Genomic DNA, 24,946 nt, shown 5'->3' on the forward strand with positions numbered 1-24,946 from the left:
AACTCAGTTGGACCGCTTTCACTTTGAATTCATCTGAATACTGCCAGGTCTTTCTTGGCTTTGTGTATTTTGGCATAGGACACCTCATCTATTAGATTTTGGTGTCCGTTAAATTGGGACAAGATCACAGCGGCGATAACAGCGCCTTGTTATGGCATTTGCTATTTGTCATGCGCATGGTCCCATTTATGAACCTCGCCCCATTTAGTGAAAACATAAGATATTTCGCTGGTCTCGTCTTTGTATAGGTAGTTGTAGGAACAGTCGCCTTCTATGAAATTGGGACTTCCCAAATACTTTAAATTTTGAAACTTTGACAAAGAGCTGATCACTCTCTCTGTTGCATATTCTTCGGTAAATGAACACTCGCCCCAATCTTTAATGAGAAAGACAACGAATATTCCAACAGCTAAAGATATTAATCCAACAACGTACTTCACTTTAATCCTGGTTTAGCCATAACGCCGCAAGCAAAGCCGCGCGTTAGCGCGTCCAGTGGAGCGCAGCGTAACGATTTTGCCTTGCCTTGTTAAATTTTTCAGACTAGCACCACTGCTGATGCCAAACCTGCCACTACAAACAGTGCCGATGACCACATGAATATTTTATGCCTTGATGGTGCCAACAGCCGATACGGGCGAAACAGAAAATGACCAAGCATTAACGCTGATACCCCAAACCACAGCAATGAAACAAAGTATGCCGCCGTGCCATGATAAATTACGGTAGAACTTCTGCCCCAAAATACTGCTTCAGATTGGGCTACAAAATAAATGGTATAGCCAACCAGAGCCAAGGGGACAAGAATACCCAGGAAAATGGCCTCTACCTTTTTATATCTCGGAATACTCTCCATGCTCACCTGAAATTTAACGCTTTTGTAAAAGGCGCGACGCTAGGAGCGTCCTTTTGACAAACTTGTTAACTGCTGCCTGCGCCATACGTAACCTTAACCTTGTTCAGAAGACCCCAGCTAGATTCAGCTTTATATTCCGAACCATCCAAGCTTCTCTCTATTCTCAACTCTGTGTTGGAAACCCACCTTACGGGCGGGGAGACATCCTTAGGGTGACCATCGATAATGTATATATTGCCACCCTCATTTTCGAGCGTATCGTCAGAATCAATTATTGAAATCTGAGTGCTGAAACCAGTTGTTGCTCCACAATCTCTTTGAAACACCACTACTTTATGATCTCTATTGGGCGACATAACTTCAGTGTAAACTTCATTCCCACACATGTCCCTGGCTGCATAAATGAATAGTCCCGCGATTACCAGCGGAACGCCAACAATCAAAATGCCGAAAGATATCGCAACTTTCTTCCAAACTTTCATAGGCAGTTAACGCCCGCCTTTGGGGCAGGCAAAATTAGCGCAGCGTTTTTGGCTGTCCCAGCCCCGCAGGGGCGACAACAGGTGCTTGTTATGTGGCGTAGACATTGGCATTCACTTTATGGTTTTGTCCATTAATAGGCGGCCAAAAATTATTACTGCGACAAAAGCAATTACCGCCAACACGTCTGCATTAAGCCGATATCGTATGTAACCGTAAATCAGCCCCGCAGGCACCATCCACGCTATATATGCTATTCGCCTTTTTAAGAGGCTAGAAACCATCATTTTTGAGTAGCCTCATAACGCCGCCAACACAGGCCGAGCAGTAGCGAGGTCCAGCCAGCGCGCTTTTTGCGCTGGCATTTGTGCTTGGCCTTGTTAAATGTTTGCATACCAACCATAGCCCGCAAATGCCAAAAATATTAGGACAAATACAAAATAAGGCACCAAATTGACTTGGACTAACTGTTTCTCGGGACCAGCACCAATGAAGTTTTGTCTCTTAGCAATAATTGGCAATGCATAATAATAGATCAGTGAGCCTACGCCCAATGTAATAAGAGAAGCCTTAAAAACACTTACGGCCCCGGACACAAACAGAAATACAACCAAGGCGAGAGCGCCCAGAGCTGAAACAATAATTCCAACGAGGTATCCAGCACTTGGTCTTCTATCCATTAGTATTAGCACGTTGCTGATTACTCTTTACATTTAACGCCCAAAGCAGCGGCGCGCGTTAGCGCGTCCAGCCCGCAGGGCGATGCTGCCTTTGTTTGTTATGCGTATATTACTCATCGATTTCTACGAACACGCTAGATTCATTTCTTTCAAACGCGCTACCTATAGGCGAATTTAACAATGGGATAATTTCTGGGTCGTAGTTTGCAATTGTATTTACGTCGTAAATTTCGTGATTCGCTGGCTCATCCATGTATTCTTGAGATTCATAGCCTGACATAAAGCACCAACCACTATCTTGAGGATTATTTGGCGCCTCGCGATACATGTAGCCAACAGGCTTGCCTTCCACCGTAATCATATCTGTAGCGATACAACCACCATGCCCTTTAGCTAATTCCTTTATTTGCTCGGCTTTAAGCTTGAAATTTTTCACGATTCTTTCCTTTACGCATAACGCCCGTAGCAGGAGAATTTATGTAGGTGGGTTTTGCATGCCAGCGTAGCGATCGGCATGCAAAAAACGCCGGAATGAATTTCGCACTGACTACGTTTGTTAAGTGCTAACTGAACTTGTAAAAACAAGCTTATTACCGAATGGATCGGAAATCGACATATCCTTGCTTCCCCACGGCATGTCTTGTATGGCAGGCCTAGCGAACTTGTAGTTTTTACCGAGCAATAACTCGTGATACGCTTCTAGATCACTGACTTGGATTCTTAGCGCCGTTCCAGGGCTAGAATCTCCATGGTGCTCAGATATATGAAGCACACAACTACCTTTTGAAATTTGCATATAAAGTGGCAATCCCTCAGAAAACCGATGCTCCCAATCCAATTCAAACTCTAGAAACGTTAAATAGAATTCTTTAGCCTTAACTTCATCGAAGCTTCTCAATATTGGCGTAGTGTTTCCAAATTTCATTGTTACTCCGATGTCTCGATGGCCACTTTTAACAGTTTGTTAGGTGCCATTAAATCACGTTTGTACTTAATGCTACTTGATAACTACCTGATTTAGCATGCGTTGCGCTTAATGTGATATTTACATTTTTACTGTCTTTAGATTTACCAGAAACAGTAAATGACTCCAAGGTGGTTGAACCTGCAAAGTTTGGAATACTGTCAGGTGAGAATGACCAACCAACCTTCTGGGAAATACGCTTCATAACTTTGTTAGTTTCAGCGATAAACAAGTCAGCATCCGTTTGTTTTATAAATACCGTACAAACACCATCTGTTTTATAAGTTATTGCGAATTGTCCATCTGGCGAAGTGAATGACCAAGCTTTACCACTTTCACCTTTTAAAAAACTATCAGCAAGTTTATCAGGTAGTTGATTAATGCCGCTCTTATTAAAAAGTGCTGTTAGTTTTTCTCCTTCTCCTGCATGGCGAACGCATGCAGTAAAAGCAAAGTTTGCAGCAAACATTTCGGGTGAAGATTTCACTTTAGCTGGGTTGTCACAAGCTATGAGTGCAGTGGTTAATAGGGGGATTAATAATAATTTATTTAACTTCATTGTCGGTAAACTCCTTGATGGCACCTAACGCCTGAGTTCAACGGCATTTTAGGCGATGCCTGCTTTTGCGAAAGCAAAAATGGGCAGCGGGTCAAATGTCCGATGCAACGATTTGTTAGAGCTCAACTCTCCCATGCCTCAGCATCCTGAACTGTTTGGATTTGGCGAAATTCTTCTAGCAACCTGACCCCGACATATAGTGCCTCATGGGCGTATTTGTCCGACACGCGCTGCCCATGAATGGCGGCGTTACATACGCTCAAAATAAAATCAAAAGAACTTCGTGCACCAGCGTACTTCGGGAAACGTGCAACGAATTTCTTGAACAGAGGCCCAGCCGATAGAAACTTGCCTTTCATTTGAGTTGGATCAGCAGTCTTCGTGCGATACCCAAGGATTCGTCGAAGTTCACTTTCTAGCTCCATTCGGAGCTTGGCTAATGCGTAATTTGGATCGTCTTCGCTCTGTATCAGAATTCTTCGAATCTCGTCTTCAAGCGTTGTCGATTCCGGTGACTCAGGGATAGTCTCGTCGAGGTCCTCTTTAGCCTTCTCGGCTTCACGGCCCCAAGGGACGTTGATGTTGATGTTCTGACTGACGGTGTTACTTACGGCATTGATGAGGTTTGCTTGTAACGCGACCGTCTGTCGCATCTCGGACTTGAATGCGTCTACGTCTCCCTTGAGCTCGTCAATTTTTGCTTCGTACTCGAATAGTTTTCCGAGCTTGAGCCGCTTGGCAAATGGAACGAGGAAGAAGAACATCGACAGAACGAGATATAGTCCTCCGGAGCTAGATACTTTGCCACCGGCGGGGAACCCGACATCGCTGTGAAATGCGATGAAGAAATACGCTGCCAGCAGCAAGCACAATATCCGAAAGATCTCGGTTTTCAGCCAGCCACAAAATCTATTCACAGAGTCTCCCATTGAGCTCTAACGCCTTGCTAAGGGGCAGCCGAAACGCAGTGTAGGCTGTCCCGCGGAGGCCACGCTTTTTGTGGCCGGAGTGAACTTGAGCAACTTGTTATGCATTGCTGGCACCATATAGCTTATTGATTGCTTGCGAACAGGCTAACATTGACGATGGATTTACGGTAACCCATGCTGTGCGTGCCGCCCCAAATAAGCTCAGGGATATACGCCCCTTAACCATACCTTCTTTGATTTTTGAGAACTTGAAATACGCTGCGGTGAAGAGATTGGCCAAGCTGCCTTTTACTTTGTGATTTTGCGGGATTTCACCGCCACCAACTGAAGATAAATAATTAGAAAGCTGAAGTGCGCTTGATTCAGATAGCGGGAATGGAAACTCAATGATGCTGTCCGATGGCAACACCGTAATGCCCTTAGATAGTTCGCCTTTGCTATTGCTGAGCATGCACACATAAATTTGGTACTGACCAAAATTGTAAGCCCCCAGAGTTTCTTCCCTTTTATATCTGAAAATTCTCATACTATTCTAAGATGCATAACGCTCACCATAAGCGGCGGCTGAAAGCCGTCCGGTGGAGGGCCACCGGCCCGGAACAACCTTAATGGCCTGGTTAGGTGTTGTTGCGCACAGCTTCGACATTTTCCTGCAACTCAGATGGTTGAATATCAAAGCCTGTGGCACGTTCGCCAGACCAATTTATACCTGCCAAAAGGCCATCTTGGGACAAACCAGGTACCCAACGCTCACAGAACACCTCCCATGAGATAGCCACAGGCTCAAAACCCTTATAAGCGCTGACATTCTCTATTACTGTCTGAGCGCGATACCGAGACGACCAAAATGGCATTGCTCGGTTGCCCTCTGTTCCCCGTGGCGCAGGAAAACCTCCACTGTCTTTTATGCCCCAAACGACCCCATTCTCGGCAACTTCTTGGTAGAACTTTGACGCTTGTGCTGAAGAAATACCCATATACACCTAACGCCCTGCGGCAGGGGCAGACAAATAAGCGCAGCGTTTTGGCTGTCCCGCCGCGCTTCTCAGCGGCAACTGCCCGCCATTGTTATGTGTTTCAAACTCCATTGAAATACCTAATAACGACGTAAAACAGTGCTGGAAAGAAGACTAACCCACAGATTGCGCTTAGCCACTCTTTTTTTCTTATCCTTCGGTCTGCTTTGTCTATATCTTCCTCGCTATGCATATGGCCGCAATGAGCGCAGGTCACATCCTCGCCCGATAAGCTATACCCGCATACCACGCAGCGTCTCCACCTCCGTACAATGACACCGAATACTCCGCTCATCTGAATCTACACATAACGCCCCGCTAAACGGCGAGCCTTAGCGAGTCCGGTGGAGGCCACGCTTTTTGTGGCCGGAACGTATTTGAGCGGCTTGTTATGAGGTTTACTCAACAACAATTACCCCATCGTTAAATCTTGCGCAAAACGCTTCAGGCCCATTGTAGTTACTTGGAGCCAATGATATTTCGATACTAGCGCCACCATCCATAATTAAGATGAGTGCCTCTGAATCTTTAAAATTAATTGATTCGACTTTTCTGCCAACCAGCTCACTTATAGACCCTACCAATGAGACCGGCGTAAATGCTCTGAGGTTGCCACAACCAAAGCGAGCAAATAACTCTTCATTCTCTTGAGTAAGTTCAATCAACTTTTCACCGACAAGGCGACTTAACTCAGACATAGTCTAGACTCATAACGCCTTGCACACGGGCCGCAGTGGAGCGCCAGCGGAACGGAGGTCCGAGCCGCGTAGCGGCGCTTTACGTGCTGCAAATTGTTATGAGTTGTACTTGGCATGGTTAGGCCCGGCATTAATTATTTTAAGTGGTACTTTCACCAAGTGATATGTGCAGCCCACAATAAGCACAAGCCAGCCAGCCCAATAGAGAAATGACTCTGAAAATAACTTAATGAGCGGAAGAGCAATAATTACGGAAATAATATTTACTGACGAAAACATATTTTCTATGCCAACTTCTGCTTTGCAAAATTTGCATGTCATAAACATTCCAGGTGCCGTGACCTTTCTAAATCTTGATATTGCCTCTTTTTTACATTGAGGGCATGTGACATCAATCTTCATCGCTTGGACTCATAACGCCAACCGCAGCGGAAGACAGAACAGAGTGGCTTTTGTGCTAATTTTTGAGCGCTAGCGAGTAGCACAAAAGGCGCGGAGTTTTGGCTGTCCGACTGCCGGTTTTTGTTAGGTGTCACTTTTTATACCTCTTATATAGTCTTCCATATCTAATAGCTCGAATAAAAAATAGTACGAAATTAGCTTTTCAGTTGCGCCATCGACCTCTTCAGAAACCACCCTCGGCTTGAGTGAGATGGGCAATTCCACACTTATGTTATTTTCTCGCTCAGTGAACTTGTACCAAAACCGGGGTTCCTTCATATCAATAGACCCTGAATAAACCTTTTCTAAGGCCAAAGCTAATCTGATAAGGGGGGATCGCCGCGCTTCGTTTACGAAAACAAGATAGGTACCGCCTACTTTTAGTTGAAAAAAGGATGGATAGTTTTCTACCCCTAAACTGGATTCCTCTCCGACGATCCATTTTTCAATCTTCATCCTGTAGACAGGGAAGGGAAACTCAGCAATCTCTTCATTGAAGACTTCCCTCCCCTCCTTGATAGTTGCCAAGAAAATATGTGTGGAATCACTAACCATTGATTCGAAGCTGATAGGCGCTAGTGGATTTGCATTTGTATGACAGCAAATGCCTATGAGAAATAAAAATGTAATTATTCGAAGCATCATAAACACCTAACAGTTTTATTCAGACGACTCAGGCCATATATCATTTTGGCCCCCTTATCACGGAACTGGCTTTTACGTTGATTGAAAAAATACAGGGAATTCAATGAGGTACCGATCTCACTATTAGCGAGCGCCGGTCAAACGAAGACTAATTCCCTTTATTTCTGCCAAACATTCCTTTCCCTTGATCATATCGCGTTTTTTATAAAATTCAATAAGTTAAGTAACTCGCCAATGTGTTAATGAGAAGTACTCTCTTGTTCACATGCCTTGACGGCGCGACAAAAACACATGTACTGTATTTTTATACAGTATATTTTGGAGCCGTCATGGAAGACATTCGCCCGCTTATTTCACCCCATTCAGGTCGCTTTCTCGATCAATTGCGCTTACACATCCGCCAAAATGGTCTGGCCTACCGGACAGAGCAAACTTACCTGCATTGGGTAAAACGGTTTATACGATTTCATGGGCGAAAACATCCAAAAGATCTTAGTATGACCGATGTTGAGGCCTTCCTAAGTCATTTAGCAGAACAGCGCACGTGCTCTACAAATACCCAACGAATCGCACTAAATGCCTTGGTTTATTTATACAAGCGTTTCATGGGGCTGGATATTGGCGATCTCGCGTTTAAACCGGCTCAGGGTGCAAGGCGCATCCCCGTTGTCTATAGCCGAGAAGAAATCACCGCGATCCTTTCCAATCTTCGGGGTGCTCACTGATTACAAGTAGAGCTGATGTACGGCTCTGGTTTACGAAAGGCAGAGCTGCTTTCACTTCGAATTAAAGATATTGATTTCAGCAGTAACAATATTTTTGTTCGCGGCGGCAAAGGGAATAAGGATCGCACTACCATGCTTCCAATGAGGTTAGTCCCTGCATTAAAGCAACAGATTGCGCGTGTTGAACTGTTGCACTCCCAAGATATTATTGACGGCTATGGTGAAGTTTATTTACCCGACGCCTTGAATCGAAAGTACCCCTCTGCAGCCAAAGAGACTGCTTGGCAATTCCTATTCCCTTCCACGAAAATCGGGAAAGACCCAAGATCTGGCGTTCTTCGGCGACACCATTTGCACCCATCTTCATTATCTAAGCAAATTCGACAAGCTGTTCTAGCAGCGAAAGTTCATAAGCCTGCAAAATCTCATAGCTTTAGGCATAGCTTCGCCACTCATCTGCTGGAGTCTGGATATGATTTACGTACAATCCAAGAGTTGCTGGGACATTCAGATATAAGCACAACAGAAATATACACCCACGTGGTCAATCGCGGAGGGAAAGGCGTTTTAAGCCCGGCTGATAGCCTCTTTGCTTAACTGGTTAGTCGAATTTGAAATTCAGCGACTGAACGCGAATGTTTCCGTCTTTTCCCAGACGTTAGAATAGCAGTCTACATCTAAGCAGATGTGCCAATGGGGCAACTCGATCTGTGAGGCCGCCGACTATAGTAAAGCTCCGTGATAGAAAACCTACCCAAGCACTGCTGCTACTAAGCGACAACTCTATTACTCCCTTGCCTGAAAATATTGTCGGATTGTTTGCTGCCGTTGTCAGCGCTACTATCCCCTACTATAGAATCTTAATAGATCTCCAAAGGAGGATGTGTGACAGATATTCAATATCCCATTTCAGGTTCATGCCAGTGCGGGAATGTGCGTTATCAACTTTTATCGCCGCCGACTAAGGTGATGGCTTGCCATTGCAAAGAGTGCCAAAAGTTGTCGACCAGCGCGTTTAGTCTTACGGCGCTGGTAGCTACAGAGTCGGTGATATTTGAGGGAGAGTTAGTGCAATGGGAGCGCCTGGCAGAAAGCGGCAATAAAAACTACGCGAAGTTTTGCCCCACCTGCGGCAATCGTATTTACCATTTCAATCCCGACCAGCCCGATGTGATAAAACTAAAAGCGGCGAATTTAACGGACACTCGAATACTGCAGCCTGATGCGCACATTTGGGTGAGTCAAAAACAAGATTGGTATGAAATTCCAGCAGGTGTACCGCAGTTTGATAAACAGCCGGTGTAGTAAGTCCGGCGATTTGAAATACAGAAAATTTAAAAATATTAATTTGGAGCTTGCCAACGACAAAGCAGCCCTTGCATAAGAGCTGCTTTGTCAATTAGCTACCATCTTTAACGCTCTAATTTTGTTTTAGCGTATGGTTATGCCGCGCACGCGCATCAAAAATTTGATGATGTACATTGATCCTGTGGGGAACAACCTTGCCAATATATCTTGCACGCGGCCATCGCTAATAAAGATACGACCGACATTTTTTTGCACACCACGGAGAATAATCTTAGCCGCGTCGGCTGGTTGTGTGCCGCGCTGCAGTTCCTCGTGAAACTTCTGTGTACTGGTATTGTGATGATCGGCATTAATGGTGATGTTAGTCGCCACCGCACCGGGATGCACTGTATGTACGGTTAAGTTACGAATTCCGCGAATGTAGTGCTCCGCGCGAAGACTGTCGGTAAAGCCACGTACCGCAAACTTAGTTGTGCAATAGGGCACAAGGTAAGGTGCGGCGAGAATGCCCTGAGAACTTGAAAGGTTGACGATAGCGGACTGCTGCCGTTCCATTAAATATGGATAGCAACGCTGGGTAGTGTGGATGACGCCCCAGTAATTAATATTGGTTATTTTTTCAAAGTCCTGCTCGCTAGCCTCCGCAAAGGTGAGATCACCCGATGCAATGCCGGCGTTATTAATCAGCAGATCCATACAGCCAAAACGGGTGAGGACATTGTCTATAAAGGTATTGATGGCTTGCTTGTCGCCCATGTCTACTTTTTCGCTGTAGTAGTCTGCGCCAAGTTGATCTAGCTTCCCTTCCGTTGTGTCTAGCTTTGCGATGTCGCAAAAAGCGATCTTTGCGCCCAAGCGAGCGAGCTCCATCACAAGATGATGACCGATGCCATCTCCACCACCGCCAGTGATAATAGCGACCTTGTCTTTAAACGTTTTCATATTTATTTCCTTTTTTATTAACGCTGGGCTCAGCGATGCTTGGCGAGAAAAGTGAGAACATCGCCGGCACTTTGTGCAGGGGCTTCCAACATTGGCATGTGACCAAACTCTGGATAAGTAACGAGTTCCGCATTCGAAACTCCGTTCGTCCACACTGCGGCCATGCTGAGGTGCAAGAGACGATCACGCTCTCCCCACATCACCAAAACTGGCACCGTGAATTCAGACAATCGCGCATCGAGGAAATCAACTTGATGGAAATCTTTAAAAATATGCGCCAAAGAGTCGCGACGGGCGATATAGTCGTCTGCCATATAGTCCAATATCATTCTTGGTAGCCAAGGTGGCTGCGCCATCGTCATGGCGTAGAAACTGTCGAATTCAGCGCGGTTATGTATCTGGAAAGGATTGCTACCCGCCGCCAACAACTGTTCCATATCACTCGGCGTTGGCGAAGCGACACCAGCAGCATCTATCAAGGTTGCACTCTGTACCCGATCTGGATTCAACAAGGCCATTTGCGCAGCGATAAAACCGCCCATGGAATTACCGACCACATGAGCGCGGGAAATACCGAGTGAATCCATTGTTTGAAATACGCGTTGAGCTTGGCTTATCGAGTCGTATTTTATTGCTGGGTCAAAGGCCGTTTCACCGTGACCAGGAAGATCTACAATCAGTACCCGATAGTGATCGGTAAAATGACTAGCAAAACGCATCCATACGGTTTTATCTGCGCTGTAACCGTGGATCATCACCACGGTTTCTGTTGCGTCATTAGGGCCGCCCTGCCACGTCATAAGATTGCTATCACTGATCTCTACTGTTGATGGATGCAGTCCGTATAGCGTTGTTTCAATCCGACTAGCTAGGGTCAGCACCTCGCCACCAATGCGTGGATATGTCACGACAGACCACACCGCGATGCCTGCAATTACGGCAACAAGTAAAAATAATATCGACTTCTTCACAGCGAATTGCTCCCTTCTACACCTTCAGACACAGCCGGAGCGGGCGAAGATATTGCCGGATAATCACTGCGATCAATCACGTTTTTCAAATCTCGCCACACCAATATATTCATTAGCCACAGGGGGAGGAAGTTAGCGCCAATCAATGTTTTAAAGGAGTCATTGCCGTAAACAATTTTCGGCTTACCCTTGCGGATACCTTGTATTACGTGGCGAACAATTTTCTCTGGCGGCGTTGATAAATACTTGTCTGAAAACGCTTGGTGTTGCGGCACATTGGCAATATTGGTGGCAATGCCACCCGGATGTACAACATGCACGCTAATTGGACTGTCGCGCAACTCCACCATGAGCGCCTGTGTAAAGCCACGTACCGCGAATTTTGCAGCGCTGTATTCACTATTATTTGGCGGACCAATAAGACCAAAAATACTAGATACATTCACTACCGCACCTTCGCCATTTTCAATTAGCTGCGGGAGGAAAACTTGGGTGCCATGTACCACACCGTAAAAATTAATATTCATTACTCGCTCGATCGTCGCGAGTGGTGTGGCCCACACCGGCTTACCGGCGCCAGAGATTCCGGCGTTATTAATAATCACATGAGCATTACCCAAGGCAGCTTTTACGTCAGCAGCAAAGCTCTCCATGGCGGCGCGATCGGAGACGTCAAACGCCGCACTATGGATATCGACCTTGCTCGTTTTTTGAACGAGCGCCACTGTTTCGGCAAGACTAGTTGCGTCGTAATCGTTTAGTGCCAGCCGTGCACCTAAGCTCGCAAACTCAAGCGCATATGCGCGGCCCATGCCGGAGCCTGCGCCGGTAATAACGACAAGTTTATTATTAAAATTTTTCATGTCAGTGCCTTATTTAAAGTCGTGATGTTTTTTCTGGAAACGGCTAGCCAGTCGGCGATAGGTAAAACTAAAACCGGGGAACATGGCGACAACATGGCCGCTCTTGCTCTGATACCAACTCGTGCAGCCGCCAGACTTCCAGACGGTTTTTTCCATTTCAGAATGCACCATTTGGGTGTACTCGTTCTCGGCATCAGCCCTTACCTCCACAGACTGCTTGCCGCTTTTATCAAGCAGACGAAGGCTGTCCATGATGTATTTCATTTGTGATTCGATAATAAATATTGCAGATGTGTGGCCAATGCCTGTGTTTGGTCCGGTCACCACAAAAAAGTTGGGGAAGTTAGGAATTGCGGTGCCAAGATAGGCGCGCGGGAATTCATCCCAAAAGGTCGACAAGCTCATACCGTCTCTGCCCACTACCGGATAAGAGATCACGCCGTCGGTGGCATCATAGCCCGTGGACCAAATGATTAAATCAACATCCAACTGCTCACCTTGCGCCGTGAGAATACCGGTCTCATTGATCGACGCGATACCGTCTTGCTTATCATGCACGGTCACGTTTTTCTGAGACAGCGCTGGATAAAGCGTACTAGACAAAATGATACGCTTGCAGCCTATGGTGAAGTCCGGTGTTAGCTTTTTGCGCAACGCAGGATCTGGCACTTGTTTATTAAGATGCGCCAGTGCTTTGCGCGTGGCCACGAGATCAAGCATCGCTTTTGAATACTTAAAGCCGATAACGCGGGTTTCTAAGGCCCAGTAGATCGACCATCGCAACGCCTTATAGAGAGGCTTTATGCCGAGCAGTTTGCGCTGGAAGGATGAAAAGACCCGGTCTGGACGCGGCAATACCCAATGAGGGCTGCGCTGAAATACATGCAGTTCCGCAACATCCCCCGCAATCGCGGGAATCACCTGAGCGGCACTCGCACCGCTGCCAACAATGGCGACTCGCTTACCGCGGTAGTCGTAGGAATGATCCCAACCGTTAGTGTGGAAGCTCTTACCTTTGAAGGTATCGCGACCGGGGAAGTTAGGTATAACAGGTGTACTCAAGGGGCCAGAGGCATTGATCAACACCTGTGCTTCGAATACACCGCTCTCGTCGGTTTCCAGCAACCAGCGTTTAGTGCTTTCATTCCAGCGCACTTCCTTCACATTGGCATTCAGTGTGGTCTTGTCACGCAAGCCATGTTTATCAATGACCTCATTGGTGTAGCGCTGCAACTCGTCGCGCTCAACAAACATTTGCGACCACGCATAAGGCTCTGAGGAAATTGAATACAACGGCGACTGCACGTCTACCGCCGCACCTGGGTAGCTGTTCTGACACCAAGTACCGCCCATGAAATCGCGGCGCTCAAGAATGCAGAAGTCACTGATCCCCTGTTCTTGCAAGCGGATTGCAGCGCACTGCCCGCCGAAACCGCTGCCAATAATAACCACCCGATAATTCCGCTGTGCTTGCATGCTTTTATTCTCTCTCAGAGCTTCAAACGACACCCAAAACTGATGACGCGCAACATCACTTTACTTCTGATGGCGCTTGTCGTCAAATAGTCGCATGAAAAAAGTCAAACAAAATACTGAAACAGGTCGCACATACGGCGGCGAAAGTGCCGCCGACAGGCTGGCACGGCAGCGTCGTCAGTTCATGGACGCCGGATTAGAGCTATTTGGCACTATTGGCTATCGTGCAACGACAGTCCGTATGCTCTGTAAGCAGGCAGGCCTAATCGACCGCTACTTTTACAAAACCTTTCACGACACCGAAGACCTGCTGGTCGAGGTTTATACCGAAGCAGTAGACCAGATTAAAGACAAGGTCATACTCGCGATAGCTGAGGCGGCAGACCTAGGAAATCCTGAGCTGCAAATTAACGCCGGTCTCGACGCATTTTTTACCGCCTATGAAAACGCGAGGGTAGCGCGGGTCTGCTGGCTAGAAGTACTCGGCGTAAGCCCGCGGATTGACGCGCTGTACACAAGTCGCATCCAAGATTTTGGTGATTTACTACTGCTTCAAGGCAAGGCGATAAAACCAAGTTGGTCCCTGCCAGAAGAAGAGACCCGTATTACCGGTATTGCACTCGTCGGCGCGATTATTCAGTCTGCAATGCAATGGCTACTGGACGACTACCGCTCACCACGCGCCGCCCTCGTCAATGCCAATAGCCGCTTGATACGCAGTCTGCTAGAGAGCGGGCAATAACAGCGCACAGAATCTTATTTGCTAGTTTCTGCATCTTTTTGTACAAACCGACGAGTCTTTTATTAGTAGTTATAGCGCAACATAGGAAAATACAGCGGCGCTTCCTTGTTATCCTAGTGCTACGCGATCAACTGCCGCATGTTTTATCAATCCCTGAGTGAGTTTCTATGTCTAGAAGATCCATTGCGCTACCGGAGCGCTTTCAATTCAGCACCGAATACACCGTGCTGTATTCCGACGTGAATGTCGCCAACCACTTAGCCGCCGATCGCATTCCGTCCATCGCTATAGAGGCGCAGCTTCGCTTTGTTATCGCGCTGGGCTATGAAGAGGCAACCGCGTTCGAGGAAGCTGGTTTAATTATGGCCCACTCAGAAATCTCCTATATCAGCGAGACTCACTATGGCGATCAACTTCGAGTTGACGTCGCTGCTGTTAATTTTACTGCCAAGAGCGTTGATCTGGCATTTCGACTTTTCAATTTGACAAAAAATATCGAAACCGCCCGACTCCGCAATACCATGCTGTTCTTCGACTACGACAGTAAATCTGTGTGTAACGTACCGGCAGGATTCATCGCAAAAGTGACCGCTATCTGAGCCAAACACGCGCTCACTTCATCTGTGGAAAGTCAGTGAAGGCGATACAGCTTCGTGTCGCCGTGCAGTGATCTACTCCATTTTCAAAGAACGTATGCTATAAACCTATTAAGTCGCACTATTTCAAATAAAGAGAAGTTTATGCTCCGTCCCTTACAGGTACTATTCCTGAGCTTCATGTTAGTTTCGGGGAGCGTCTTTGCCGACAACGATGATAATGAGCGCCTACCGAAATGGGAAATAGGTGCTGGACTTGCGACCCTACATTTGCCTGATTACCCCGGTGCAGATCAAAGCCAAAGTTATACCCTTCCCTTTCCCTATATTATTTATCGCGGTTCGCGCTTAAAAGCTGGCCGCGACGGTTTACGCGGCTTATTGTTTGAGAGCAAGCGTTGGGATCTCGACATTTCTGCCGGCGGCAGTCTGCCCGTGAACAGCGAGGACAACCGCGCTCGCGAAGGCATGAATGATCTCAACGTCAGCCTCGAACTTGGGCCATCACTGCGCTTGAAGTTCATAGACACACCGGACCAGAAACTTCAGCTGCGCTTCAATATGCGAGCATTGTTAGCCGCCGACGACTTCCCAGCGCTTGATTATGAGGGCTGGTTATTTAATCCAGAACTACGCTGGCGCAGGCACTACGACGACCGTGTCATTCTCGGTGCGGGCATACAACTCCGCTATGGCGATAAAACCTACCACAACTATTTTTATGGCGTTGCACCGCAATTCGCCACCGCCAACCGACCGGCATATCAGGCCGAGCGCGGTTACAATAGCGTGGGCATCAACGGCTTTGCGGCCCTGAAGCTCGACCGAAATTGGCGAGCAACGGCTAGCGTAGGCTACTACGATCTGCATGACGCGGCATTCGATGATAGTCCGTTGTTCCGTAAAAATAGCGGTGCGTATTTCGGTATTTCTCTGTCTCGTATTCTATGGCGATCTGAAACCACCGTTGGCCCAGCTCGTATAGACGACATCGCCCTGTAGTTAAACCGCTAGTTAGATATTTGTACCACCTGCAAGACTTGTCCAAATGCGTTTTCTATCGCCGTCGTCGGTCTCAATACGCAGCCGATTACGGTACAATCTGCGCACCCACTTTTCTCGAGTCGCCCCATGTCTGATTCCGCCATTCATCTCTCTGCCGTCGTGATCGGTGGCGGCCCTGCAGGACTGATGGTGGCAGAACAACTAAGCAAGGCGGGAATAATCGTCGACCTGTACGACGCGATGCCCACGGTGGGCCGCAAGTTTCTACGCGCGGGTATTGGCGGCTTAAATCTTACCCACAATGAACACTGGGATGACTTTGTTGGGCGCTACAGCAACAAATCATCTGTACTCAAACCTGTGCTAGACGCATTTACGGCCAGCAATTTACGCAACTGGGCTGCCGAATTGGGTGTAGAAACCTTTGTTGGTAGCTCGGGGCGTGTTTTCCCGGTCGAGAAAAAGGCGGCTCCCCTTTTACGTCGCTGGTTGAGCCGCCTACGCGAGAATGGTGTTCGAATCCACAGCCGCCATCGCTGGCTAGGATGGAATCAGCAAGATGAACTACTCATCCAAGGGCCAAATAGCAGCCTCACAGTAAAAGCCGACCTCACCTTTTTTGCTCTAGGTGGCGGCAGTTGGGAGGCGCTTGGCTCAGACGGGCATTGGTTAGCAACATTCGCGGAGCGCGGCATTAGCTGCGCAAAATTTCGGCCCAGCAACTGCGGATTCGAATACCCTTGGCCAACAGACATTAAAAGCAACTTTAGCGGCACTCCGCTTAAGTCCATAGCCATTAGCATACAAGACAGCAATGGGCTTGAATGGCGCCAGCGCGGCGACGCCGTTATCGCCAACTATGGCATTGAAGGCGGACCAGTCTATGCCGTATCTGCCCCCATGCGCGACGCCATAGAGCAGTACGGCAAATGCACAATACACTGGGATCTTGATCCCGACCGCTCGGTGGAAAAACTGCAGCAGGCAATGGCAAAACGACGCAGCAAAGACTCCCTCGCCAATGTGTTACGCAAACAGTGCGGACTAAACGGCAATAAGCTCGCCCTGTTTAAAGCCCTAACAAGCAAAGAACAGATGGCCGATTTAGACGTTATTCCGGCGTTGATAAAAAATCTGCCGCAAACCTTTACAGCAACTCGGCCGCTCGATGAGGCAATCAGTACTGATGGCGGAATTTGTTTTAGCGCTGTAGATGATAAGCTGATGCTTAAGCAACTGCCCAATACCTACTGCGTTGGCGAGATGCTAGATTGGGAGGCGCCAACCGGCGGCTATTTACTTACTGCCTGTTATGCCACCGCAGTGTGGGCGGCGAATGCCGCGCTGGGTGAGCGTATTAAATCTTAATTTAAAAAATTAGTTAGCAAATTTATTTTTAATAAAAACGTATATTTGAAATAAGTATGGAGACGAAATGGCCATTATCGAATTTTCGAAAGATGAGAAAGATATCATTATCGCCAAAGTACAGCGATATTTTGAGGATGAACTACATCAAGACATTGGAAAATTTGATGCCGAGTTCTTAACGGATTTTTTCTCAGAAGAAATAGGCGCTTACTTTTATAATAGGGGCTTAAACGACGCAAAAGTATTGCTTGAAGAAAAACTGGCGGATATCAGCGATGCACTTTACGACATTGAAAAACCCACTAGCTTTGTTCGATAAAATTTAGTTTATTGAAATTACTGTGCGCCCATAAAAGGAAGAAACCGTGGCATTGATGGAGTTAAACGAGCTACTGAGCTGCAGTGGTCATAGTATTGTACTGATGCCCAGCGATGCCAGTGCCCGTCAATGCAGAGACCGCATTGCCCGCTTGCGCGGCAGCCATGACCAGGCCTTTATCGAAACCGTAACCGTCATGCCGGTAGACCAATGGCTCGCGGAATTATGGGACGCAACCTTTCCCGCACAGCAGGTGCTGCGCCCCATCCAACTACTGGCGATCGCTAGAGAGATTATTGAAGACAGCGAGTTTTATCCTGAAAACTGCTTGAATAGCATGGCGATTACCCGCCAATTTGTAGACGCGTTTCAACTCCATGCGCAGTATCAACTCAGCGACGACGAAGACTTCTATCGCTTCTCTGCAGAGTACCAAGCCTTCTATCACTGGCAGCGTACAATGCAAGACAAACTCAATGAGCAATCGGCACTGAGTGGTCAACAACTAGCAGCGAAATTATGCACATTGCTAGATGAGTCTGCCTTGGATTTACCTGACCAGCTTGTCTTGAGTGAAGGACTAGAACTTAGCCCTGCGGTAAACAACTTTATTCAGCGCTGTGCCAATAAAATATCGATGGCAACACTGGCCGACAATACAGTGATAGAAAGCGTGCCTAAATTTAGCTCGGCGCAGCAAATAATCCAAGAATGCGAAGCACTTGTTGCCTGGCTTAGCGAAAAATTCAGCGCCGAGCTCGAACATAACAAAGCGCTAGACACGTCCCTGTTCGCCATCTTAGTACCGGATATGAAGCGATATCGTGCGGTGCTAAACAATGTTTTACAACGGCAGCTCTATCCCAGTGGTCTATTCCCCCAGCCGGAGCAAGCGGCGAGAGAGCCCTGGCTATTTGAGGCCAGCGAAACACTGATGTCCTACCCGCTGATCAAGTCCGCGTGGGATTTAATTTCGCTAAATACCAGAGCCGTACCCCTAGAACAGCTTAGCCGAATACTAAGGTCACGCTTTGTTCACGGCTGGCCGGAATCTCGCAGCGGGCGGGCGAATTTAGACCTACGCTGGCGAGAATATCTCGGTCCAGAAACCACCTTGCGCAGCGCACTGTCACTGGCGCGCAAAATGGAAGTTGACGAGCCCAATGTCAGCAATGTTTTGCACGACCTCGACACCATGCTTAAAGCCATGCCAGCTAGACAGCTTCCTTCATCATGGGTACGATTTTTTGATCAGCTATTACTGAACTCCGGCTGGCCAAATGCCAGCGATGACGATGTGGTCGTGCAGGAATGTCGGCGCGGCTTTAGCCAGGCGATGGATGTGTTTCGCGCCCTTGATCGCCAACTCGGCGAAATCAATCACGACACTGCGCTTGCTTGGCTGCAACATATATTAAGCACCAAACGTTTTTCGGTAAGCCGAAACTGGGCGTGTCCAATACGCATAATGGAATACGATGACGCACTCGGTTTGAAGTTTGACGCGGTGTGGATAATGGGCCTTGATGATAGCACTCTGCCGCGTCGAGTTGAGCCATCGCCCTTCCTACCCTTAGAGCTTCAGCAGCAAGCGTGCTACCCAAACAGTGATCCGAGCTTATGTTTACAAAGAGATCAGCAGTTGTTGCGGAATCTTTTGCGCTCGGCGCCAGAGATACATATTAGCCACTGCCGTGAAAGCGACGCGGGCAGCCCTCTTGGGCCATGCACGTTGCTAGCAGAGTATATCGACGACGAGCTTAGAACGAGCGCAAATCGATTTACCATGCACGGAGAGCTAGATATGCCAGCTAGCGATCTAGTGCGCCCCGTTGACCCTTCACAGCACCGCGCTATTCGTGGCGGCACTGGTTTATTTAAGGAATACGCAAGTAGTCCCTTTTTTGCTTTTTTAAAATACAGATTAAATCTGCGCGAATTTCCTGTAACCGCAGAAGGCTTGGATCACCGTATTCAAGGTGTGTTAATTCACGACACCCTACAATTTGTTTGGGAAAGTTTAAAAAACAAAGCCGCGCTAGATGCCTGCAGTAAATTGCAATTGGCAGCATTGGTGCGCACAAGTAGCGAACGCGCGCTAGAGAATCCCGAACTCAGTGTTGCGCGCTTTGGTGCATCCTTATTAAAGCTCGAAAAAGAACGGGTAATTACCCTCGTTTGTGCGTGGTTAGACGAAAAAGAACGCGCCCGTTTAGAAGATTTTGAGGTGCTCTCAACCGAGCAGTTAATTGAAAGTGATTTGATGGGGATTCCCCTGCGAATTCGCATGGACCGCATTGATAAAATCGGTAATAAATTATTAGTTATCGACTATAAAACCGGCACCATCGACGGGCGTTCGCTCAGCGTAGACAATTTGACCGAGCCACAATTGCCCATCTACGCGCTAGTGCAAAACAAACAGCAGCAACAATTAGACGGCGTTATGCTCGCGCAAGTAAAAAGCCCCGACGATTTAAAAATTCATATGCGTAGTAACTGGGCAAACAGTGTTATCGCCAAAAAGCCCCACGACAGTGATGTCGATAATCCCGAAAAATGGCAGGCCGAATTAGACGCATGGTCCACTGCCCTGCAGGAAATGGCCAGTGGTATTTTGGCTGGGAATATCGAGCATGACTTTAGCCAAAACCACAGCCGAGGCTTTAGTGCTTTTTTAATGCCGCTGCTGCGCGATCTTAGTATTGAGGAAGATGCACAATGAGCCAGTTTCCTCGCCCACCCGATCAAGATCAACGCCGGCAAGCGGTCGACCCACGCCACTCAGTATTGGTTAGGGCCCCGGCAGGTTCAGGCAAAACCGGCGTCTTATTATTACGCTACTTGCATTGCCTACTCGCCGTCGACAAACCTGAAACTGTGGTCGCGATTACCTTCACCAATAAAGCCGCAGGCGAAATCAAAGAGCGGGTTTTGTCTGCGCTTCAAGATGGCGCCAATGCCTTGGCAGCAACCGCAAAAGGCGAAGAGCCCATTGCGGTAAGTAGCGGCTTCGAACACGATATTCGCGAGGCGGTTTACAAAGTATTGGAACGCGATGCGGCTAATCACTGGCATCTCTTAAAAAATAGCGCACGTTTGCGCATCACCACCTTCGACAGTTTTTGCGGCAGCTTGGTACGCCGTCTTCCCCTGCTCTCTGGCTTGGGCGCCGCAGTGCCGGTCACCGACGCCGATGCACTCTATCGCGAGGCAATCCTTAGTTTGTTTCGACAAATGGATGAGCCCAATTGCCCGCCCGCTCTCGCGGCGGCATTACAGAGTTTGCTCGCCTATGGCAGCAATAGAATAGAAACACTGCTGCCCCTACTTTCCACGCTTCTGTCTAAGCGTGATCAGTGGCTACGGGATGTTATCAGCGGCGATCTCGACGTGATGGAGGCGGCGCTCGCAGAGGAAGTTAACAGCCAATTTGAACCAGCGTGGGCGGCACTACAGACATTAAATATCGATCAACTCATCTCCGCCTTTATTGCCTCGTCGGCAAGTAATGAAGACCATGCATGGGCTGCCGACTTACGCCCCAGCAGCGAGTTGAGTAGCGATGATTTTGAGTTAATTCAACATTTAGCCAGTGCCATTCTCAGCGGCAAGGGTGAATTATATAAACCTAGGTCATTGAATTTTGCCGGACTCAAGGCTGGCCAGCCCGGCACCGCCGAGGCCAAGTCGTGGTTAAAAGGCTTAGAAGACGACAACCTATTCAGCGAAGCGTCGTTGCACTTAGCGAACATATCAATACTACCGCCGCCCTATTTTCCCGACGGCAGTCGAGAACTTGTTGGCCATTTCCGCATCGCCCTCGCCTATTTATTGGCCCACCTGCGACTTAGCTTTGAGCAAAAAGGCGGTGTCGACTTTGGCGAAATCGCCCAGCGCGCCATCACCGCGCTCAGCGCCGAGAACGGTGAAGAGGTTGGTGAGGGCTTACTTATCGAAGACCGCGTTCGACATATTTTGGTCGATGAAATGCAAGACACCTCGGTTAGCCAAATAGAGTTACTCGAAGCGCTATGCCAAGGCTGGGAAGAGGATGACGGGCGCAGCGTATTTTTTTGCGGCGACCTGCAACAATCAATCTATGCCTTTCGCGGAAGCCTCGTCAGTCTATTTAATGAGCTACAGCAGCGCGGCAACTTCGCGGGTAAAACTCTTTTGCCCTTGCAGCTAAAGGCGAACTTTAGATCTTCCCCCGACCTGGTCAATTGGGTAAACGATTGCTTCAAAATTTTATTTACGGATCGCGGCCGCCACTATGAAGCCGCGCTACCCCAGCGGGAAAATACCGGCGAAGTCTGTATACACCCGCAGGTGCTTGGCCAAAGGGTCAATGCCAAACTCAGTGCTGGTCAGGCAGAAGCAAAAACAATTGTAGAGTTAATTCAAGGCGTGCAAGCCAGCGACAATATTGCAGGCCGCAACTCGTCCATCGCCATATTGGTTCGCAACCGTGGCCACCTAAAATATATTGTGCCGGCACTCAAATCTGCGGGCATTCCGTTTTCGGGTCAAGACATCGACAGCCTAACCGCCACGCCCGCGGTCATGGACTTTATGTCACTGCTAAAAGCGCTATGGCATGAAGCCGACAATGTTGCGTGGGCCAGCCTAGTTCGCGCACCATTTGTTGGCCTATGTTGGGATGATCTGCTGCTGCTACGTGAGGCCGGCGGCTTGCTCCGCGATGCCATTCTGAATACCGAAGTCTGCTCACAGCTTAGCTCAGAGGGTCAGCAAGCACTCACTCATTTGCGCGAAACTATTATCAGGCTAGAGAGCTGCCCACAAAGTCGCGACCTGCGCTGGGCACTGCGCAGCGCATGGCATTTACTCGGTGGCCCGGCATGTATTGAAGCGCACCAACAACAAGACATCGACCGCGTGCTCAGCCTTCTCGACGAGCACGCCCCGGCTGGATTATTAGAAGATATCGGTGTTTTAGAGCGCGCATTAGAGCGACTTTATGCGGCGCCACCTAGCAGCAATATCGAATTAATGACGATCCACAAATCCAAAGGCTTGGAATTTGATGTGGTGATTTTGCCCGGCACCGGTGCCACTGGTCGCAATGCCGACCGCGACTTGCTCGCCTGGCAACGCTTGCGTGGCCATATGATTTTTGCGCCGAAGCCGCAGCAAACCAACACCGATGCCGCAGCAGAAAAACTTTATCGCTACATGAGTAACAATCAAGCTCGCGCCTTAGACGAAGAGATCGACCGCCTAATCTACGTGGCCCTAACCCGCGCCAAACGCTCCTTACACGTGTTTGGCCAAGCCCAACTAAATAGCAAAGGTGATGTGACGCCGACGGCAGGCAGTATATTGGCACGGCTATGGGCTAGCGTAGGCGATGACTTTGAACGTAGCGATATCATTGAGACCGATGATATCGTCCCGCCGATGCGGGTGCCGATGTCACCTCGGCTACGTAATTTGCACATTGCCAATAAACCGGTCTGGCAAGCGCCCGAGCCGGTGGAGTCGCCATTGCAACGGGCGCAACGCCAAACCGAAAACGCGGTGTTAGAAGACAATATTGAAGAGCGCGCAGTGGGCATTGTTTTCCACGAGTTGATGGAGCGCCTTGGCCGACGAAATGATCGCGAAGATTGGCTATTAAATAATGACCGTTTACAGCGCGGTATTACTCAGCGCTTGCGCCATCACTGTCACCCAGAGCCCCTACTTGAGGAAAGCGTTGCCAAGGTGATGGAACTGGTTAGCAATACCTTAAGCTGCCCTAAAGGCCAGTGGATTTTAGCGAGCTACCAGTGGCAGGCAAGCGAACAAACCATCCGTAGGATAATTGGCGGCCAATGGCAAACCCTTATTCTAGACCGCGTGTTTATCGACCAAGACCGCTGCTGGATCATCGATTACAAAACCGCGAGGGCAAAAGGGAATAAAAAGCTGTTTTTTGACGCTCAAGCTGAGCGATATCAAACAAAAATGAAGATATATCAGCAAGCTTTACAAGCAACTGGGGTAGAATGCGCGATCACTACGGCCCTGTATTTTCCCGCCCATCAGCACCTGCTGGTTTTGGAAGAAACCTAGGGCCAGATTTAACAATTGATTTGTGGCCCGCGAGGGCAAATTTGGGAACGATGTTCAAACATGAAACAACTACTAGGGTTTGCACTATTGTCGATGCTTTTAGTGGGTTGCTCGCAATTTAAAACCAGTAAAACGGTGGCGCCGGCAACCTTACAAAGTGACGAGCATGCAGAAGAAAGCCAGTCTGACGAACCCTCTGACGTCCAAAAAATGGCCACCAGCGCGTCGCGTCAAATGCTCTTAGGTAAGTGGTATGGCATTCGAAAAAACGCCAATGGCGAACAAAAAGAATGGCTAACTGAGCGCTCCGCCGACGGTACATATCGCACCGACTTTCGCTTTAGCGGAGCTGATGGCTCGGTGCGCTCGCAATCTGAAGTCGGTTTTTGGGGTGTATCCGGCGATATTTACTTCCGCATATTTCGCGGCTGGGTAACGATTGAAGGCATGAAGCCTGCAGACCCGACCATTGCAGACCATTACGACGCATACACCATTGACGGGCTAGATAATGTCTATTTTAGCTACGAGCATAAGGCCCGGGGCAAAAAATACACGGTTAGAAAAATGCCTAGTGATTTCCGTCTGCCAGTGACGGTTAAGAGTGAAGACAAGGAACCGCTAACCTTCAGCTATTGATTAGATCCAGGCGCCTGCCACGATGTGGCGGCGCTAATTTTATCGTCGTCGAAAACACCTAATCGCCGCGCCCTCTTCGCCCAAAGCTCCCTTGCCAAAGCCTGCATGTCTACCGCCGTATCAGTTTCATCGACAATCTCCATGCCGAGCATGGTTTCTACCAAATCCTCCATCGTAACCACTCCCATTACGCTGCCGTATTCATTGACCACCAAGGCAATCTGCAAGCGCATTTCTGTCAATTTCTTAAGTAGCTCAGACGCTGCCAACGACTCCGGTACGACAAACAATTCACGCCGCAAAGAACTGAGTGGTTCATTTGGACTTCTGGCCATGGCCAGCATCAATTCATCTTTACGTATGAAGCCGGTGATCTTTTCGGGCTCATCCGCATAGACTGGGATTCTGGAAAACGGAATAACGTCATTACCATCCACGACCTCACTAACGATAGCGCTTTCTGCTAGGCTGAAAATCACCAGTCGTGGCGTCATCACGTCGCGCACCTGCAGCGTAAGCGGTCATTCCAAGACGTCCTGCCCTCGCGTACAATTTTTCCCTAAAGTAACCTCATATTTTCCAAGTTGAGGTTACCCCCATGAGAAAACACCGCCGCCCAGAACAGTGGCAAAACCTAGTG

At 48.3% G+C, this 24,946-nt stretch carries 27 protein-coding genes; 11 read left to right on the forward strand and 16 right to left on the reverse strand.

Annotated features, from left to right (window positions below; translation table 11 throughout):
* Positions 1-538: 538 nt before the first annotated feature.
* From O9X78_RS18435 to O9X78_RS18485, 11 genes are all read right to left on the reverse strand, one after another.
* Positions 539-856 carry a hypothetical protein gene (locus tag O9X78_RS18435; protein ID WP_269621195.1) on the reverse strand — a complete coding sequence of 106 codons (318 nt, stop codon included), beginning with the start codon at positions 854-856 and terminating at the stop codon, positions 539-541.
* A gap of 65 nt (positions 857-921) precedes the next feature.
* Entirely contained in the window at positions 922-1,338 is a 417-nt protein-coding gene (locus O9X78_RS18440) for a DUF5412 family protein (protein ID WP_269621197.1), read from the reverse strand.
* A 378-nt stretch (positions 1,339-1,716) separates the two neighbouring features.
* Positions 1,717-2,016 carry a hypothetical protein gene (locus O9X78_RS18445; RefSeq protein WP_269621198.1) on the reverse strand — a complete coding sequence of 100 codons (300 nt, stop codon included), beginning with the start codon at positions 2,014-2,016 and terminating at the stop codon, positions 1,717-1,719.
* Positions 2,017-2,125: 109 nt separating this feature from the next.
* Entirely contained in the window at positions 2,126-2,452 is a 327-nt protein-coding gene (locus tag O9X78_RS18450; RefSeq protein WP_269621199.1) for a DUF2185 domain-containing protein, read from the reverse strand.
* Between the two features lie 120 nt (positions 2,453-2,572).
* Complete coding sequence (locus O9X78_RS18455; RefSeq protein WP_269621200.1) at positions 2,573-2,941, reverse strand: glyoxalase superfamily protein; 369 nt, start codon at positions 2,939-2,941, stop codon at positions 2,573-2,575.
* A gap of 49 nt (positions 2,942-2,990) precedes the next feature.
* Positions 2,991-3,539, reverse strand: a complete 549-nt coding sequence (locus tag O9X78_RS18460) for an NMCC_0638 family (lipo)protein (protein WP_269621201.1) — start codon at positions 3,537-3,539, stop codon at positions 2,991-2,993.
* Between the two features lie 122 nt (positions 3,540-3,661).
* Positions 3,662-4,456 carry a hypothetical protein gene (locus O9X78_RS18465; RefSeq protein WP_269621202.1) on the reverse strand — a complete coding sequence of 265 codons (795 nt, stop codon included), beginning with the start codon at positions 4,454-4,456 and terminating at the stop codon, positions 3,662-3,664.
* Positions 4,457-4,565: 109 nt separating this feature from the next.
* Complete coding sequence (locus O9X78_RS18470) at positions 4,566-4,994, reverse strand: hypothetical protein (RefSeq protein ID WP_269621204.1); 429 nt, start codon at positions 4,992-4,994, stop codon at positions 4,566-4,568.
* Between the two features lie 91 nt (positions 4,995-5,085).
* Positions 5,086-5,445 carry a DUF2750 domain-containing protein gene (locus O9X78_RS18475; RefSeq protein WP_269621205.1) on the reverse strand — a complete coding sequence of 120 codons (360 nt, stop codon included), beginning with the start codon at positions 5,443-5,445 and terminating at the stop codon, positions 5,086-5,088.
* A 437-nt stretch (positions 5,446-5,882) separates the two neighbouring features.
* Positions 5,883-6,182 (reverse strand): hypothetical protein, encoded by a 300-nt coding sequence (locus O9X78_RS18480; RefSeq protein ID WP_269621207.1) that lies wholly within the window; start codon positions 6,180-6,182, stop codon positions 5,883-5,885.
* Between the two features lie 525 nt (positions 6,183-6,707).
* Positions 6,708-7,265 carry a hypothetical protein gene (locus O9X78_RS18485; RefSeq protein ID WP_269621209.1) on the reverse strand — a complete coding sequence of 186 codons (558 nt, stop codon included), beginning with the start codon at positions 7,263-7,265 and terminating at the stop codon, positions 6,708-6,710.
* A 332-nt stretch (positions 7,266-7,597) separates the two neighbouring features.
* On the opposite strand from O9X78_RS18485, the gene O9X78_RS18490 reads away from it, so the two are divergent.
* The 3 genes from O9X78_RS18490 to O9X78_RS18500 all read left to right on the forward strand — a co-directional run bounded on the left by O9X78_RS18490 (position 7,598) and on the right by O9X78_RS18500 (position 9,298).
* A complete protein-coding gene (locus O9X78_RS18490) occupies positions 7,598-7,993 on the forward strand; it encodes a site-specific integrase (protein WP_269621210.1) in 396 nt (131 codons plus the stop codon).
* A gap of 12 nt (positions 7,994-8,005) precedes the next feature.
* Positions 8,006-8,590, forward strand: coding sequence for an integron integrase (locus tag O9X78_RS18495; RefSeq protein ID WP_332108536.1), 585 nt, complete (start codon positions 8,006-8,008; stop codon positions 8,588-8,590).
* A 288-nt stretch (positions 8,591-8,878) separates the two neighbouring features.
* Positions 8,879-9,298 carry a GFA family protein gene (locus tag O9X78_RS18500; RefSeq protein WP_269621212.1) on the forward strand — a complete coding sequence of 140 codons (420 nt, stop codon included), beginning with the start codon at positions 8,879-8,881 and terminating at the stop codon, positions 9,296-9,298.
* Positions 9,299-9,424: 126 nt separating this feature from the next.
* On the opposite strand, the gene O9X78_RS18505 is transcribed toward O9X78_RS18500, so the two are convergent.
* The 4 genes from O9X78_RS18505 to O9X78_RS18520 are packed head-to-tail and all read right to left on the reverse strand — an operon-like array spanning position 9,425 to position 13,553.
* Entirely contained in the window at positions 9,425-10,243 is an 819-nt protein-coding gene (locus O9X78_RS18505; RefSeq protein ID WP_269621213.1) for an SDR family NAD(P)-dependent oxidoreductase, read from the reverse strand.
* 29 nt (positions 10,244-10,272) lie between these two features.
* A complete protein-coding gene (locus O9X78_RS18510) occupies positions 10,273-11,214 on the reverse strand; it encodes an alpha/beta fold hydrolase (protein ID WP_269621214.1) in 942 nt (313 codons plus the stop codon).
* Positions 11,211-12,077, reverse strand: coding sequence for an SDR family NAD(P)-dependent oxidoreductase (locus O9X78_RS18515; RefSeq protein ID WP_269621215.1), 867 nt, complete (start codon positions 12,075-12,077; stop codon positions 11,211-11,213). Before O9X78_RS18515 ends, O9X78_RS18510 begins: the two co-directional genes overlap by 4 nt.
* A 9-nt stretch (positions 12,078-12,086) precedes the next feature.
* Positions 12,087-13,553, reverse strand: coding sequence for a flavin-containing monooxygenase (locus O9X78_RS18520; RefSeq protein WP_269621216.1), 1,467 nt, complete (start codon positions 13,551-13,553; stop codon positions 12,087-12,089).
* 94 nt (positions 13,554-13,647) lie between these two features.
* On the opposite strand from O9X78_RS18520, the gene O9X78_RS18525 reads away from it, so the two are divergent.
* The 8 genes from O9X78_RS18525 to O9X78_RS18560 all read left to right on the forward strand — a co-directional run bounded on the left by O9X78_RS18525 (position 13,648) and on the right by O9X78_RS18560 (position 24,306).
* Complete coding sequence (locus O9X78_RS18525; RefSeq protein ID WP_269621217.1) at positions 13,648-14,295, forward strand: TetR/AcrR family transcriptional regulator; 648 nt, start codon at positions 13,648-13,650, stop codon at positions 14,293-14,295.
* 167 nt (positions 14,296-14,462) lie between these two features.
* The gene (locus O9X78_RS18530; protein WP_269621219.1) at positions 14,463-14,894 is read left to right on the forward strand and encodes an acyl-CoA thioesterase; all 432 of its coding nucleotides are present in this window, start codon (positions 14,463-14,465) and stop codon (positions 14,892-14,894) included.
* A gap of 141 nt (positions 14,895-15,035) precedes the next feature.
* Complete coding sequence (locus O9X78_RS18535; RefSeq protein WP_269621221.1) at positions 15,036-15,893, forward strand: MipA/OmpV family protein; 858 nt, start codon at positions 15,036-15,038, stop codon at positions 15,891-15,893.
* Between the two features lie 129 nt (positions 15,894-16,022).
* Entirely contained in the window at positions 16,023-17,264 is a 1,242-nt protein-coding gene (locus tag O9X78_RS18540; RefSeq protein WP_269621222.1) for a TIGR03862 family flavoprotein, read from the forward strand.
* 67 nt (positions 17,265-17,331) lie between these two features.
* Complete coding sequence (locus tag O9X78_RS18545; protein ID WP_269621224.1) at positions 17,332-17,586, forward strand: DUF2164 domain-containing protein; 255 nt, start codon at positions 17,332-17,334, stop codon at positions 17,584-17,586.
* Between the two features lie 55 nt (positions 17,587-17,641).
* Complete coding sequence (locus O9X78_RS18550; RefSeq protein WP_269621228.1) at positions 17,642-20,311, forward strand: PD-(D/E)XK nuclease family protein; 2,670 nt, start codon at positions 17,642-17,644, stop codon at positions 20,309-20,311.
* On the forward strand, positions 20,308-23,667 hold the full coding sequence (locus O9X78_RS18555) for a UvrD-helicase domain-containing protein (protein WP_269621225.1): 3,360 nt from the start codon (positions 20,308-20,310) through the stop codon (positions 23,665-23,667). Before O9X78_RS18550 ends, O9X78_RS18555 begins: the two co-directional genes overlap by 4 nt.
* Positions 23,668-23,727: 60 nt before the next feature.
* Complete coding sequence (locus O9X78_RS18560) at positions 23,728-24,306, forward strand: hypothetical protein (RefSeq protein WP_269621226.1); 579 nt, start codon at positions 23,728-23,730, stop codon at positions 24,304-24,306.
* On the opposite strand, the gene O9X78_RS18565 is transcribed toward O9X78_RS18560, so the two are convergent.
* A complete protein-coding gene (locus O9X78_RS18565; RefSeq protein WP_269621227.1) occupies positions 24,300-24,800 on the reverse strand; it encodes a CBS domain-containing protein in 501 nt (166 codons plus the stop codon). The genes O9X78_RS18560 and O9X78_RS18565 overlap by 7 nt on opposite strands.
* Between the last annotated feature and the right edge of the window lie 146 nt (positions 24,801-24,946).

The organism is Zhongshania aquatica (assembly GCF_027257955.1).
In the GTDB taxonomy this organism is placed as follows: domain Bacteria; phylum Pseudomonadota; class Gammaproteobacteria; order Pseudomonadales; family Spongiibacteraceae; genus Spongiibacter; species Spongiibacter aquatica.

What these genes read in the sequence shown, in the direction of transcription:
- O9X78_RS18565 (WP_269621227.1), bottom strand. Translation starts at nt 24,800, where the DNA reads ATGACGCCACGACTGGTGATTTTCAGCCTAGCAGAAAGCGCTATCGTT.
- O9X78_RS18475 (WP_269621205.1), bottom strand. Translation starts at nt 5,445, where the DNA reads ATGGGTATTTCTTCAGCACAAGCGTCAAAGTTCTACCAAGAAGTTGCC.
- O9X78_RS18435 (WP_269621195.1), bottom strand. Translation starts at nt 856, where the DNA reads ATGGAGAGTATTCCGAGATATAAAAAGGTAGAGGCCATTTTCCTGGGT.
- O9X78_RS18535 (WP_269621221.1), top strand. Translation starts at nt 15,036, where the DNA reads ATGCTCCGTCCCTTACAGGTACTATTCCTGAGCTTCATGTTAGTTTCG.
- O9X78_RS18520 (WP_269621216.1), bottom strand. Translation starts at nt 13,553, where the DNA reads ATGCAAGCACAGCGGAATTATCGGGTGGTTATTATTGGCAGCGGTTTC.
- O9X78_RS18560 (WP_269621226.1), top strand. Translation starts at nt 23,728, where the DNA reads ATGAAACAACTACTAGGGTTTGCACTATTGTCGATGCTTTTAGTGGGT.
- O9X78_RS18545 (WP_269621224.1), top strand. Translation starts at nt 17,332, where the DNA reads ATGGCCATTATCGAATTTTCGAAAGATGAGAAAGATATCATTATCGCC.
- O9X78_RS18530 (WP_269621219.1), top strand. Translation starts at nt 14,463, where the DNA reads ATGTCTAGAAGATCCATTGCGCTACCGGAGCGCTTTCAATTCAGCACC.
- O9X78_RS18485 (WP_269621209.1), bottom strand. Translation starts at nt 7,265, where the DNA reads ATGCTTCGAATAATTACATTTTTATTTCTCATAGGCATTTGCTGTCAT.
- O9X78_RS18505 (WP_269621213.1), bottom strand. Translation starts at nt 10,243, where the DNA reads ATGAAAACGTTTAAAGACAAGGTCGCTATTATCACTGGCGGTGGTGGA.
- O9X78_RS18515 (WP_269621215.1), bottom strand. Translation starts at nt 12,077, where the DNA reads ATGAAAAATTTTAATAATAAACTTGTCGTTATTACCGGCGCAGGCTCC.
- O9X78_RS18460 (WP_269621201.1), bottom strand. Translation starts at nt 3,539, where the DNA reads ATGAAGTTAAATAAATTATTATTAATCCCCCTATTAACCACTGCACTC.
- O9X78_RS18445 (WP_269621198.1), bottom strand. Translation starts at nt 2,016, where the DNA reads ATGGATAGAAGACCAAGTGCTGGATACCTCGTTGGAATTATTGTTTCA.
- O9X78_RS18470 (WP_269621204.1), bottom strand. Translation starts at nt 4,994, where the DNA reads ATGAGAATTTTCAGATATAAAAGGGAAGAAACTCTGGGGGCTTACAAT.
- O9X78_RS18440 (WP_269621197.1), bottom strand. Translation starts at nt 1,338, where the DNA reads ATGAAAGTTTGGAAGAAAGTTGCGATATCTTTCGGCATTTTGATTGTT.
- O9X78_RS18480 (WP_269621207.1), bottom strand. Translation starts at nt 6,182, where the DNA reads ATGTCTGAGTTAAGTCGCCTTGTCGGTGAAAAGTTGATTGAACTTACT.
- O9X78_RS18555 (WP_269621225.1), top strand. Translation starts at nt 20,308, where the DNA reads ATGAGCCAGTTTCCTCGCCCACCCGATCAAGATCAACGCCGGCAAGCG.
- O9X78_RS18490 (WP_269621210.1), top strand. Translation starts at nt 7,598, where the DNA reads ATGGAAGACATTCGCCCGCTTATTTCACCCCATTCAGGTCGCTTTCTC.
- O9X78_RS18455 (WP_269621200.1), bottom strand. Translation starts at nt 2,941, where the DNA reads ATGAAATTTGGAAACACTACGCCAATATTGAGAAGCTTCGATGAAGTT.
- O9X78_RS18540 (WP_269621222.1), top strand. Translation starts at nt 16,023, where the DNA reads ATGTCTGATTCCGCCATTCATCTCTCTGCCGTCGTGATCGGTGGCGGC.
- O9X78_RS18525 (WP_269621217.1), top strand. Translation starts at nt 13,648, where the DNA reads ATGAAAAAAGTCAAACAAAATACTGAAACAGGTCGCACATACGGCGGC.
- O9X78_RS18550 (WP_269621228.1), top strand. Translation starts at nt 17,642, where the DNA reads ATGGAGTTAAACGAGCTACTGAGCTGCAGTGGTCATAGTATTGTACTG.